This is a genomic window from Bacillus sp. CECT 9360 (genome assembly GCF_918741275.1).
Taxonomy (GTDB): Bacteria; Bacillota; Bacilli; order Bacillales; family DSM-1321; genus Peribacillus.
Genome location: NZ_CAKKNA010000006.1, coordinates 116,548 through 129,437, shown reverse-complemented (window position 1 = coordinate 129,437; position 12,890 = coordinate 116,548). Strand labels below are relative to the sequence as shown.

At 42.4% G+C, this 12,890-nt stretch carries 11 protein-coding genes and 1 riboswitch; of the genes, 9 read left to right on the top strand and 2 right to left on the bottom strand.

The features are described 5' to 3' along the window. The first annotated feature begins 18 nt into the window (after window positions 1–18). The 8 genes from LQ216_RS09070 to LQ216_RS09035 all read left to right on the top strand — a co-directional run bounded on the left by LQ216_RS09070 (window position 19) and on the right by LQ216_RS09035 (window position 9,349). Complete coding sequence (locus LQ216_RS09070) at window positions 19–1,662, top strand: cytochrome c biogenesis protein ResB (RefSeq protein ID WP_230128981.1); 1,644 nt, start codon at window positions 19–21, stop codon at window positions 1,660–1,662. After that, window positions 1,662–2,840: a c-type cytochrome biogenesis protein CcsB gene (ccsB, locus tag LQ216_RS09065; protein WP_230128980.1), complete on the top strand. Its 1,179-nt coding sequence runs from the start codon at window positions 1,662–1,664 to the stop codon at window positions 2,838–2,840. The genes LQ216_RS09070 and ccsB overlap by 1 nt, the downstream gene beginning before the upstream one ends. 257 nt (window positions 2,841–3,097) lie before the next feature. Continuing rightward, window positions 3,098–3,814: a response regulator transcription factor gene (locus LQ216_RS09060; protein ID WP_230128979.1), complete on the top strand. Its 717-nt coding sequence runs from the start codon at window positions 3,098–3,100 to the stop codon at window positions 3,812–3,814. Beyond that, complete coding sequence (locus LQ216_RS09055; RefSeq protein WP_230129116.1) at window positions 3,811–5,595, top strand: ATP-binding protein; 1,785 nt, start codon at window positions 3,811–3,813, stop codon at window positions 5,593–5,595. The genes LQ216_RS09060 and LQ216_RS09055 overlap by 4 nt, the downstream gene beginning before the upstream one ends. A gap of 187 nt (window positions 5,596–5,782) precedes the next feature. Continuing rightward, on the top strand, window positions 5,783–6,334 hold the full coding sequence (sigX, locus tag LQ216_RS09050) for an RNA polymerase sigma factor SigX (protein ID WP_230128978.1): 552 nt from the start codon (window positions 5,783–5,785) through the stop codon (window positions 6,332–6,334). Continuing rightward, complete coding sequence (locus LQ216_RS09045) at window positions 6,309–7,505, top strand: hypothetical protein (RefSeq protein ID WP_230128977.1); 1,197 nt, start codon at window positions 6,309–6,311, stop codon at window positions 7,503–7,505. The genes sigX and LQ216_RS09045 overlap by 26 nt, the downstream gene beginning before the upstream one ends. Before the next feature lie 233 nt (window positions 7,506–7,738). Further along, entirely contained in the window at window positions 7,739–8,464 is a 726-nt protein-coding gene (locus LQ216_RS09040; protein ID WP_230128976.1) for a peptidoglycan DD-metalloendopeptidase family protein, read from the top strand. A 75-nt stretch (window positions 8,465–8,539) separates the two neighbouring features. Continuing rightward, window positions 8,540–9,349 (top strand): histidinol-phosphatase, encoded by an 810-nt coding sequence (locus LQ216_RS09035; RefSeq protein WP_230128975.1) that lies wholly within the window; start codon window positions 8,540–8,542, stop codon window positions 9,347–9,349. A gap of 399 nt (window positions 9,350–9,748) precedes the next feature. On the opposite strand, the gene serA is transcribed toward LQ216_RS09035, so the two are convergent. Continuing rightward, window positions 9,749–11,323, bottom strand: a complete 1,575-nt coding sequence (gene serA / locus LQ216_RS09030; RefSeq protein ID WP_230128974.1) for a phosphoglycerate dehydrogenase — start codon at window positions 11,321–11,323, stop codon at window positions 9,749–9,751. Between the two features lie 282 nt (window positions 11,324–11,605). Beyond that, window positions 11,606–11,738, top strand: a riboswitch (FMN riboswitch). Window positions 11,739–11,904: 166 nt separating this feature from the next. Between serA and LQ216_RS09025 the strand changes: the two genes are divergently transcribed. Next, complete coding sequence (locus LQ216_RS09025) at window positions 11,905–12,486, top strand: ECF transporter S component (protein WP_230128973.1); 582 nt, start codon at window positions 11,905–11,907, stop codon at window positions 12,484–12,486. Window positions 12,487–12,531: 45 nt separating this feature from the next. Here the strand turns inward: LQ216_RS09025 and LQ216_RS09020 are convergent, their stop codons facing one another. Further along, the gene (locus tag LQ216_RS09020; protein ID WP_117305024.1) at window positions 12,532–12,780 is read right to left on the bottom strand and encodes a ferredoxin; all 249 of its coding nucleotides are present in this window, start codon (window positions 12,778–12,780) and stop codon (window positions 12,532–12,534) included. Window positions 12,781–12,890: the final 110 nt, after the last annotated feature.

The window sequence follows — 12,890 nt, the reverse complement described above, 5'->3', positions numbered from 1 at the left end:
CACGGGGAGTTTTTTTACATGGATGAAGTGAAATGCGAATGCGGGCATATCAACCCGCATGGCACCGTCCTCTGTGAAGCGTGCGGCAGGCTGTTGGACGAATCCCAAATAGAAAATATAGTGATTGATATGCGCTATGAGGGAAGCGCCAGACGTTCGCAAACCTACAACAAGACAATCGTTGATAAAATATGGAACTTTTTTTCTTCGGTTAAAGTCGGTGTTTGGCTGATTGTCATCACACTGGTTGCTTCGGCACTTGGAACGATATTGCCACAGGAAATGTACATACCGCAGACAGTCCCGCCGGCGCAGCATTATGAACAGGAATATGGCTGGTTCGGGAAGCTGTATTATCAGCTTGGCCTTCATAATCTGTACAGCTCATGGTGGTACTTGATTTTAATCGCTTTAATCGGAACCTCCATCCTTATCGCAAGCATTGACCGCTTCTTTCCATTATACCGGTCATTAAAAAAACAAAAGGTATCCAGGCATGCTGGTTTTTTGAAAAGACAGCGCGTGTTTGGAATTACGAAGACTGAAAATAGAGACGTGGATTTTAACGAAATTAAAAACAGTCTCGAAAATCATCGGTATCATGTACGCATAGAAGACGGGAATATTCTTGCTGAAAAAAGACGTTTCTCAAGATGGGGCCCTTATGTAAACCATATCGGCTTGATTATATTCTTGATCGGCGGCATGCTAAGGTTTGTTCCCGGCATGTACGTGGACGAGATGCTTTGGATACGTGAAGGGGAAACGAAAGCGATTCCAGGTACAGAGGGAAAGTATTTCCTTTCAAGTGAAAAATTCATTCTAGAGGTTTACGATAAGGGAAAGGAAAACGAGAACTTTTCAGAAGCTATTGAAATGAATGGTTCGATTGCGAAGAACTACCAATCTAACGTTAGCTTATATGAGAGGGTTGGAAATCAGGTAATCGGTGAGGAGCCTGAACTGAAGAAGGTTAAAGATCATCAGATTAAAGTTAATCAGCCGCTAAAGCATGACGATTATGCGATTTATCAGGTGAATTACAAACTCGATGAATTAAATCAAATGAAGCTTAATCTTACCCATAAGGAATCGGGAGAAAAGTTCGGCATGGTAACAGTGGACTTATACGATCCACAACGGAAATATGAGTTAAAGGAAGGCTATTCAGTCGAACTGATAAGTTACTTCCCTGACTTCGAGTATAAGGAAAACGGTGAACCAGGCACAAAATCGAGGATACCGAATAACCCGGCATTTTTCTTTAAAATGTATACTCCTGATAAACCAGAGGGAGAAGTCAGTTTTGTGGCGATCCAACAAAACCTGGAGCCGCTCGGTGAAAATGACTACAAGATGACTTTTGCTGGGATAGAGACAAAGAACGTTTCCTCCTTAACGATAAGAAAAGATTTGACGCTGTGGGTTCTTGCCGTCGGCGGCTTTATTTTTATGATCGGTGTCGTTCAAGGTGCTTATTGGAACCACCGGCGTATCTGGATTCAAAAGAGAGATGGGGAAATTTGGCTCGCAGGTCATACGAACAAAAATTGGCATGGTTTGAAGCGTGATATAAACCGGGTCATCGAGAATACGATAATCGAAGAACCGCGTGATCAGCTTCAAGAAGAGAAATCTTCAAAAAAAGGGGAAGATAAATAGTGGCTCAACTAAGCAGCAACTTATTATATATCGCGTTTATATTATATTTAGTAGCTACCTTTTTCTTTGCGGGATCAATCAAAGATAAAAGGGGACAAGCAGAAAAGAAACAAAACAAATGGGCAATCATCGGGATAATCCTCACAATCAGCGGCTTTGTCGCGCAGCTCGGATATTTCATAACAAGATGGATCGCAAGCGGACATGCTCCGGTCAGTAATTTATTCGAATTTACGACATTCTTTGGCATGATGCTTGTCGGTGCATTCATTATTATCTATTTTATCTATCAAACTCCTGTTCTTGGACTATTCACGCTTCCTGTAGCGGTACTCATTATCGCTTACGCAAGTATGTTTCCAAGGGAAATTTCGCCGTTGATTCCAGCGCTGCAAAGTGATTGGCTTCATATTCACGTAACGACCGCGGCAGCTGGTCAGGCAATTCTGGCCATCAGCTTTGCGGCGGGGCTGATTTATTTGCTAAAATCCGTTGACCAATCGAAATCAAGCAAAAGTACTTTTTGGCTTGAAGCGACAATCCTGACTCTGGTCATTACACTTGGCTTTGTTCTTGTTTCAACGATTTTCTCGCTAATGGACTACAAGGCGGATTTCGCTTATCTTGACAAAGAAGATAAAGAGGCCGGTGTGACATATACCTTACCTCCGCTCGTCGGTCCGCATGAAGGAAAACTGTTGACTGAAGGCAAAATGGAACCGATTGTCGAAGTACCGGCGATTATTAACGCGAAGAAATTGAATACGGTCATCTGGTCCATTTTTAGCGGTATTGTCCTTTACGGTTTAATCAGGATCATCTTACGAAAAAGGATCTCCGCTATGCTTCAACCGCTAGTAAAAAATATCAATTTGGACTTAGTGGATGAAATAGGCTATCGTTCCGTATTGATTGGTTTTCCGATTTTTACGCTGGGAGCGCTGATTTTCGCGATGATCTGGGCGCAGATTGCCTGGACCCGATTCTGGGGCTGGGATCCAAAAGAGGTCTGGGCATTGATCACGTGGTTGTTTTATGCGGCATTTCTCCACCTTCGCCTATCCAGAGGCTGGCATGGAGAGAAGTCGGCATGGCTCGCAGTGATTGGTTTCGCAATTATTATGTTCAATCTCATTTTTGTTAACCTGGTCATCGCTGGCTTGCATTCATATGCATAATTTTTAAGGGTCTGACCCCACCTACACATCCCGGCGAAGCCTGTTTGTGTAGAGAGGTGTTCGGGCTCTTTTCTTTGTTTAAAAAAGTATAACTTCTTAAACTACGACGTACAGGACGCGACTTGTGCAGGAGCCGCAACACAGCTCGGTGATTTTAAACGAGTCCATATACAGTGCGCTACACTTTTCTTTTGCAAAGTATGACTTTTTCACCAATCTGATGAGTGATAAACTAAATAAAAAGGAGATGTAAATCGATGGAGAATGCTCAAAGAATTTTAGTAGTGGACGACGAGGAAAGGATTCGCCGTCTTTTAAGAATGTATCTCGAACGGGAAGGTTACGTAATTGATGAAGCGGAAAATGGGAATATCGCGTTAATGAAAGCACTTGAAAGTGATTACGATCTGATTTTGCTTGATATCATGATGCCGGGTAAGGATGGAATAGAAGTATGCCGCGAAATTCGGGAGAAGAAGTCGACCCCTATCATCATGCTGACCGCAAAGGGAGAAGAAGTGAACCGGGTCCAGGGATTTGAAGTGGGAACAGATGATTACATTGTCAAGCCATTTAGTCCAAGAGAAGTAGTGTTGCGGGTAAAAGCGCTGCTTCGCCGTTCAGCCACTAATAGTTATATTCAAGCAGATTCCAGCACGGCGGATGTTATCGTTTTTCCTCACTTAACGATTGATAATGATGCGCACAGAGTAACGGCTGACGATAAGGAAGTAACGTTAACGCCAAAGGAATATGAACTGCTGTTTTTCCTGGCTAAATCTCCAGACAAGGTATTTGACCGCGAGCAATTATTAAAAGAAGTCTGGCATTATGAATTTTTTGGAGATCTTCGAACTGTAGACACCCACGTAAAACGATTGCGCGAAAAATTAAACCGCATATCAGAAAACGCCGCAAAAATGATCGTTACGGTATGGGGCGTCGGGTATAAGTTCGAAGTAATGAATGACTGATGTTTTGGCGAAGTGTAGTCGGGAAACTGTGGATCACGATCTTGCTGCTTGTGTCGTTCGTTCTATTCATCTTGACGGTCCTTTTATTAGAGTTTTTTGAAAACTTTCAGATTAATGAAGTGGAAAATGAACTGACAAAAAGCGGAAATAGAATTGTCGAGATTCTACATCAGCATGCCGATACGAGCGAGGCACTGGAAATAGCCTCCCAAATGATTGGTGAAGAAACTAGTATGCTTGTCATTGATGGAGACGAAGTCATATTTTCCACTGAACAAGCGGATTCTGCGTTAACTCCCGGGTTTTTAAGAGGCGACGAAGAGTTAGATAAAGTTTTTTCTGAGCGGAAAACGATAAAAAAAGAGATGGCCCTGCCTATTGAAAACGGTACAAATCAGAACATCCCGGCGATAGTCGTAGGAGTTCCCTTAGAGCTAAAAGGGAAATTCGATGAAATCTTTTTATATCGGTCGCTGGATGCCATGGAAGAAGCAAGAGATTCAACAACAAAGTTTATTTTGCTCGCTGCGGGCGTTGCGATCATTTTGACGACCATATTCGCTTTTTTCCTATCTACGAGAATTACGGCACCGTTGCGTAAAATGCGGGAGGCTGCCTTTGAGGTCGCTAGAGGAAAATTCGATACGAAAGTACCGATCCTGACTCGGGATGAAATCGGTGAGCTGGCGACCGCTTTTAATCAAATGGGGAAACAGCTGAAATTCAATCTGAATGCTCTTAATCAGGAAAAGGGGCATCTTGCGAGTATTTTAAGCAGTATGGCTGACGGGGTCATCACCTTCAATAAGGATGGTACGATCCTGGAGGTGAATCCGCCTGCAGAACGGTTCCTTCAAAGCTGGTATTATGAAAAAGGTTTTACCCGTGAAACAGGTGACACGGTTCCTTCCGTGCTTATGAATCTCTTTGATCAAACCGAAGAAATGGGCAGAGAACAGGTTGGGGGCATAAGCCTCCAGGGGCACGATTGGGTGCTGATTGTCAGTCCGCTGTATAGCAATAATACGATACGCGGAGCTGTGACGATTATCCGCGATATGACGGAAGAGCGTAAACTGGACAAACTGCGTAAAGATTTTATCGCCAATGTATCGCATGAACTAAGGACGCCAATTTCGATGCTTCAGGGATACAGTGAAGCGATTATCGACGATATTGCCGGAAATGAAGAAGAAAAGAAGGAAATGGCACAGGTGATTTATGACGAATCACTGCGGATGGGGCGCCTTGTCAATGACCTGCTTGACCTAGGAAGAATGGAGGCGGGGCACATCACGCTTAAGTTTGATCTTGTTGAGCTCCATCCTTATTTGAACAGGATCGCCTATAAGTTTTATGGGCTTGCTAAAGAAAAGGATATTAAGATTGTTACCCGTATGGAGGATGAGAATATTAGCTGGGAGTTTGATCCTGACCGCGTGGAACAGGTTCTGACAAACCTAATCGATAATGCCGTCCGCCATACCCCTGAAGGCGGGACTGTTGAAGTTATTCAGCGAAGCGAAGAGCGGCATGGGCTTGTGGTTGATGTCAAAGATTCCGGCTCGGGTATTCCTGAAGAGGATCTCGCTTTTGTCTTTGAAAGGTTTTATAAAGCCGATAAAGCAAGGACGAGGGGGCGCTCTGGAACTGGCTTGGGGCTGGCGATCGCCAAGAACATCATTGACGCTCATGACGGACATATAACCGTGAATAGTTTACCTGGAAAGGGAACAACCTTTACATTCATCCTCCCTCGAAAAATGAGAGAAAATGAATAAGAGATAAAAAGATTGACGGATAATCTTGTTTCATAAGAAACATCTATAAATGAAGATCCTTGGAAGAGGACCCTACACCGAGAGATCTCGGGGGCCACTTCCTTTTTTCTTGCAAACAGTCTATAGTAAAAATGTAACTTTTTTTAAGGGTTTTACGACTAATTTATTGAGCGGAGGAGGGGAAACGATGGACTCCGTTTTTCAGGAACTTTATGAAAAATATCATCATGACCTATTTCAATTTCTTTTTTATCTCGTTAAAAACAGAGAAACAGCCGAAGACTTAGTTCAAGAGGTCTACATAAGAGTCATGAAATCATATGATCGATTTGAAGGAAAAAGCAGTGAAAAAACATGGCTTTTTTCGATTGCCAGAAATGCAGCCATCGATCATTTTCGAAAACAAAAAAGCTGGAAGCAAAAATTATATGAGAGCTTTGACTGGGACGGGCAGCAAATCAAGGATCAGCAGCCGTTGCCGGAAGAGATTGCCTTACAAAATGAGAATATACGCTGGATCTACAAAAGCCTTGATCATTGCACAGTGGATCAAAGGTCAGTGATCATCCTTCGTTACATCCAAGCGCTGTCTATTTCAGAAACTGCTGAAGTTCTGCAGTGGACGGAAAGCAAAGTGAAAACCACCCAGCACCGGGCCTTGAAAGCGGTCAAGATAGTAATGGAGGAACAAGCAGGGAAGGAGGGTATGACAAATGAGAAGAGGATCCCAATGGAATGACAAAGACATCGAGGAATTGCTGCAAAAGTTACCAGATGTTAAGGATAAAAGAAGTTCGCAGGAAATTTATCAAAATATCGAACTGAGAATCAATAAGAAACGCCGAAGTAATTGGGTTCCTCTTTTTGCGACAGTGGCGGCCCTGTTTGTACTAACTGTTCTTGCCTCAAGTTTTATGCTAAACTCTGAAAACTCGACTAGCGAGATGTCCTTGGATAAAAATGCAACGGAGAGCGATAAGGCAAAATCTTCACCAGATAATGACAACTCTTCTACTCAGGATCATGGAATCGCCGTGAGTGAGAATGCAAATGAAAAGCAGGCAGAAGGCGAAGGGAATTCAACTGAAAAAACGGAGGCGGTCACGTTGAGTGCCGGCGCAGTTCTTGCCTCGGACTTGCAAAATCAATCCGTCATAACGATTGGAGTACCTGACACGCAAGTAAACTATGTAATCCCGGTTTCTTATGTAACAGAAGGCGGCGGAAATGAAACCGCAGTTGAACTGACAAAAACGATGTCCCTTTTGGAAGAAGACAGCCTGGGCCTGGCTGATTATTTTCCTTTGGATGCTAATATCACCGCCGAGAATCAACAAACGATTAATGTGGATCTCCCTGAAAATAGCTCCTTTTTACTAGAGGATGAAATATTTTTTAAAGTCATTCAGGAAACGTTCAAATATCAGGAAGTTGACAGAGTCACCTTTTCCACGAATGGTGAAAAGGGGGCCGAGTTTTCAAATATGGGATTCCATGAAGAAGTTAAAATAAATCGTGAAAATAACAGGGCGTATTTTATTTATCAATTGAATGGCTCGCGGGAGATGCTCGTACCATCCAACACTGAATTCACGACGATTAAAGAAGCCCTGGCGGAGATGAAGAATATAAGCGGGGAGAAGGATTCAAGCATCCTTCCTTCAATCCCTCAAGATCTGGAATTGAAATCCATTGAAGAGCAGGCTAAGAAACTCATCGTCAAACTTTCCGGTGATACGAAAATAGAGGATAACGAAGCTTATTTAAACGCATTGGAAGCGATTCTTTTTACAGCAAAGGATTTCGGTTTTGACTCTGTAAAGTTTGAAAACGCAACGATTGATGCGATCGGGCCGTACAACTTGCAAAATGACTTGGCTGTACCCATTGCGCCGAACCGGATGAATTAACATCTTTCCTAAAAACCCGTCGAAGTCAGGCGGGGTTTTTTTATGTGGAAAAAACATCAAATTCTGTTTCAATCAGTCTCATCTTAGTATATGAATATGCATAATTTTCTTTTTCATATCTATAATAAAAAGCATGGGTCCCTTTGGAAACAGGAATGTGTTTCCAATCACACGCATATGATGTTCGAGAGACTTTGAATTATAAGGCCGGTTTAGGGCTGGGAGGCATATGAATGATTGATTACGGAAAGCGCTTTTTGATTGTCATGATTTTAGCAATGTGTATCGGTCTGCTGTTTGTCGGGGGGAAAACGGGACATGCTTCTGCAGCAGGGCAGGAAGATTGGTTATGGCCTGCTGCTGCTGGCATTATTTCGGACCGATTTGGGACAAGGGATGGTTCGCACAAGGGGATTGACATTGCCGCCAAATTAAATACGAATATAGTAGCTGCTGATGAGGGAGTAGTCTCAAAATCTTATTACTCGGATAGCTACGGAAATGTTGTATTCATTAAGCATCCTAATCGGTTTGAAACGATATATGCCCATCTAAATAAACGATTGGTGAGCGAAGGGAAAAGTGTGCGTCAGGGAGAAGTGATCGGAAAAATGGGCAATACGGGAAGGTCACGCGGTGTGCATCTGCATTTTGAGATGCACAAACAGGAATGGACCGTAGATAAACGGCACGCACTAGATCCTTTACTAGTAATGAATCAATCTCCAAAACAACGAGAATATCCTAAGATCAGCGAACAGGAATCGATACATGTAACCAAGCAAATGGAGGATAAAGCGCTAGCGGCTGTAAAGGGAACCACTTATACTGTCAAAAAGGGTGAAACACTTTGGTCCATCGCGAAAAGAAATGGCACGACTGTCGAAACCGTCAAGAAACTTAACCATTTGCAGAGTGATCTCATCAGATCGGGTGATTCTCTTATTATAAGTGAATAAAAAGAACATACATACTTTTGGTTGCTTCTGGACTTTAACCCTTTGTATAATTAAAGGAATAAAGGGGGAGTTTGTTTGCTCACAGATTATCATAATCATTTAGAAACCGGCACGTTAACTTTGGATTATTTAACAAAATTCACAGATAAGGCTAGGGCCTTAGATATTCAGCACTTCGGGATTTCTGAACATGCGTATCATTTTTATCAAACAGCCGACATTCTGCAAAATGAATGGGTCAACCCAAGAAGATATTATGATATGAAGGATTATGTCGATTTGTTTCAGCAGGCATGGAACAAAAATATTGATGTGAAGATGTCCATTGAAATGGATTATACACCAGGCAAGCACAAAGAAATGGAAACCTTTATCAAAGCATATGATTTCGACTATGTGATTGGCTCCATCCATTGGGTGGAGGACTTTGGCATTGATTTGAAGGAATATATGCATCTCTGGGATGAACGAGATCTGTACGATACATACCGCCGTTATTTCGATCAAGTCGTATCACTCGCTCAGTCGGATTTATTCGATATTATCGGTCATATCGATCTTGTGAAAATCTTTAAGTACGTTCCTGCTGATGAAGATTTTCTGCTTCAGCAATACGAACGGGCCACTGACGCGTTAAGCAATTCCAAGACATGCGTTGAAATTTCAACAGCCGGTCTTCGCAAGCCAGTTGGCGAAATGTATCCGGATCCCCGTCTGCTTGAAATGTGCTTTAATAAAAAGATTCCGATTGTCTTATCTTCAGATGCGCATTTTCCTGAGCATGTCGGCTTTGAATTCGACCGCGCTGTCGACCTGGCACGCTCCGTCGGCTATACATCGATCATGACGTTTTCAAAAGGAGAGAGAAGGGAAGTCACTCTATAAGATACGTATTGGAGATGGAGAGCCGGATTGAAGAGTATTGTGGACCGGTTCGAGATTTTGAAGCGGGATTTCTGCTCGATGATCTGAATTTACGAGCGATGATCAGAATTTGCGAGCGGTAATGCAAATTTACGAGCGGAGATCAGAATTTACGAGCGGTAATGCAAATTTACGAGCGATGATTTGAATTTACGAGCGGTAATGCAAATTTACGAGCGATGATTTGAATTTACGAGCGATAATCTAAATTTAAGAGCAGTGATCTGAATTTCCACTCGATGATCCGGATTTTTAGCTAGAATGAGGCATTGTAGCGGAAATAGATTTCGTAGTTGGAATTTCAAAATTGAAACGGAATAAAAAAGGCTGACCGATTTTTTAATCGGCCAGCCTTTTTCATTATAAAGACATTCGATACATAAACGAAATTTCTGGAAGGTCGTTCAGCCTTTCAAACATATCATCACTCAACGGCTTATCAAATGAAAGCACCATAATCGCTTCGCCACCGGCCTGTTTACGGCCTACTTGCATGGTCGCGATGTTTACATTGTGGTCGCCGAGGATTTTCCCGACATTTCCGATAACGCCTGGCTTGTCGTTGTGCTGAATATAGAGGAAATTCCCTTCAGGAAGAAAGTCGATGTTAAACCCGTTCAGGCTGACAATCCTTGAACCATATTTCTCGACATGGGTTCCGCGGATTTCAAGCTGTCGGTTATCTCCCTTTACCGTTACGGAAATCAAGTTTGAATATCCAAAAGTGTCAGTGGATATTTTTTCTCCGATCGTTACTCCACGCTCTTTTGCGACGAGCAAGGCATTCACCTCATTGACAGGGACATCAAGTCTTGTTTTGAAAAAACCGGATATCAGGCTTTTGGTTAAAATGCTTGTATCAAATTGTAGCGCTTCTCCTGCATAGGTAACCGATATTTCGTTAATGCCTTCTTTCATGCATTGAGAGCCGATGGAACCCATTTGTTTCACAAGCTGGTAGAAAGGCTGTACCTTCTCGAATTGCTCTTTAGAAATGGCAGGCAGGTTAATTGAATTAGCTACCGGATTGCCTTCCAGGAATACGAGGACTTCTTGCGCGACCTGGGTGGCCACGTTAAGCTGGGCTTCCTTTGTAGAAGCTCCAAGGTGAGGGGTAGAGATTACGGAATCAAGTTCCAATAATTTATTCCCTACAGGAGGCTCTTCAACAAAAACATCAAGCGCCACACCGGCTACATGTTTTTCCAGCAAAAGCTCGTATAAATCATCTTCATCGATAATCCCACCGCGGGCACAGTTCAGAAGATAGACTCCTTTTTTGCATGAGCGAAGCGTGTTTTTGTTTAACAAGCCTCTTGTTTCGTCTGTCAGAGGGGTATGTACAGTAATAATATCTGCAAGTGGTAGTAAATCCTCTAAAGGGAGCGCAGTTACATTCAACTTTTTTGCTCTGTCGGCTGTTAAAAATGGATCAAAGACTAATACATCCATTCCAAAAGCTTTGGCTCTTTTCGCAATTTCTCCACCGATTCGTCCAAAGCCGACAATGCCCAGTGTTTTGCCATAAAGCTCTGTCCCGGTATAGGCAGAACGCTTCCACTCTCCATTTTTAACGGATGAATGTGCTTGGGGGATATGGCGCATCAGTGAAGCCATCATGGCAAATGTATGCTCGGCTGTGGAAATGGTATTTCCGTCGGGAGCGTTCACCACTACGATCCCCCGTTTAGTAGCCGCCGGAACATCAATATTATCAACTCCGACACCAGCCCGGGCAATGATTTTCAATTTTGGCATCTTTTGGATCAATTCTTCCGAAACCTTTGTTGCGCTTCTAACAAGTATAGCATCGAATTCATGGAGACTGTTTTCTACTTCTTCCACCTTTTTTTGAACAAGTTCGATTTGGGATGCCTGTAAAAGAGGGCCAAGGCCCTCCGGTTTAATGGCATCCGCTACAAGAATACGATACACAATTGAACACCCCTATAAAGTTCTCATAAATTTCTGTTTATTTTACAAGAGAGGTTGTATACTGTCAATTTGAGACGCATGAATGTAAGCGCTTAATGGTTCGGTGTTAATTGAAAAAAAATTAGAAAAACCTTGAATATCAAGGTTTGTTCCAGTCAATTATTATATTAAAAAATTTTTTGACTTTTTCTACTGGAGTCTCATAGCGGAAAATATATTGCATATTGCTATTCAAATATCTATGAATCGTTTATAATCTTAAGTGTAATACAATTTAATAGTATCTATCTTCGGGGCGGAGTGCAATTCTCCACCGGCGGTGATGAAGCATTGCTTCAAAGCCCGCGAGCTCTTCGGGGCAGATTTGGTGTGATTCCAAAGCCGACAGTTATAGTCTGGATGGGAGAAGATGGGGGTTCCAGATGACGTTCAAAAAAGCAGGGTTTGAACGTTTGTTTGAGTATGCCGCTGTTCATCCCAATAATTTTTATAATTATTGGGATTTTATTTGGCTGCTCAGCAATTTGAAGGAGCCTATCCTCTTTTCGTGAGGTAGATCACAAAAAGAAGGAGAGAGATTTATGAAGAACAACAAGGTAAGGAAATTGGTTTCACTGGCAATGTTGGGCAGCATTTCGTATGTATTGATGCTGTTAAACTTTCCCTTTCCGGGATTCCCCACATTCCTGATGATTGACTTCAGCGATATTCCTGCGCTGATTGCTGCGTTAATATTCGGCCCTGTTGCGGGTATTATCGTAGAATTTATTAAAAACTTGCTAGATTATGTGATGACCGGCAGCCAGACGGGTGTTCCGGTAGGGCATATCGCTAATTTTGTCGCAGGCGTATTATTTATCCTGCCGACGTATTTTGTCTATAAAAAACTTAACTCCGGAAAAGGAATGACTTTCGGACTTATTACAGGCACACTGACTATGGCAGTTTTGATGAGTGTCCTGAATTACTACCTCATCCTGCCGGCCTACACGATTTTCATGGGATGGGACGCGATGTCCGCCACGCAGGCGCGACAATTTGTCACCACTGCAATCCTGCCATTCAACATTCTGAAAGGGTTCTTGATAACAGCCGTGTTCATGTTGCTGTTTGTCAGATTGAAGCCGTGGATCAACAAACAAACAACTTTAAAAAATGCATAATAAAAAAAGCCAGTTTGTATCCTCTGATACAAACTGGCTTTTATGTTATTCGAATTTTAATGCGTCACCATCGAATGCTTCGTCAGCAATTTTAATAGAATCAGTAGGGCAGCCTTCGAATGCATCCATCATATCATCTATGAGTACATCTGGAATTTCTACGATTCCTTCATTGTCATCAAGTGTTACAAAAGCAATGCCTTCATCATCATAATCATAGATATCCGGCGCCGCAGCTCCGCATGCGCCGCATGCTATACAAGTGTCTTTGTCAACGATTGTATATTTTGCCATGAACAAAACCCCTCCCAATACAACAATTTAACTCCATAATAAAATTATGAAAATTCCTATACACTTACCTATTGTAAAACTGATACTCGAACTTTTCAATAAAAATGTAA

Excerpts from the sequence above, each read along its gene's own strand:
- LQ216_RS09070 (WP_230128981.1), top strand. The coding sequence starts at position 19 with ATGGATGAAGTGAAATGCGAATGCGGGCATATCAACCCGCATGGCACC.
- LQ216_RS09060 (WP_230128979.1), top strand. The coding sequence starts at position 3,098 with ATGGAGAATGCTCAAAGAATTTTAGTAGTGGACGACGAGGAAAGGATT.
- sigX (WP_230128978.1), top strand. The coding sequence starts at position 5,783 with ATGGACTCCGTTTTTCAGGAACTTTATGAAAAATATCATCATGACCTA.
- LQ216_RS09045 (WP_230128977.1), top strand. The coding sequence starts at position 6,309 with ATGAGAAGAGGATCCCAATGGAATGACAAAGACATCGAGGAATTGCTG.
- LQ216_RS09040 (WP_230128976.1), top strand. The coding sequence starts at position 7,739 with ATGATTGATTACGGAAAGCGCTTTTTGATTGTCATGATTTTAGCAATG.
- LQ216_RS09025 (WP_230128973.1), top strand. The coding sequence starts at position 11,905 with ATGAAGAACAACAAGGTAAGGAAATTGGTTTCACTGGCAATGTTGGGC.
- LQ216_RS09020 (WP_117305024.1), bottom strand. The coding sequence starts at position 12,780 with ATGGCAAAATATACAATCGTTGACAAAGACACTTGTATAGCATGCGGC.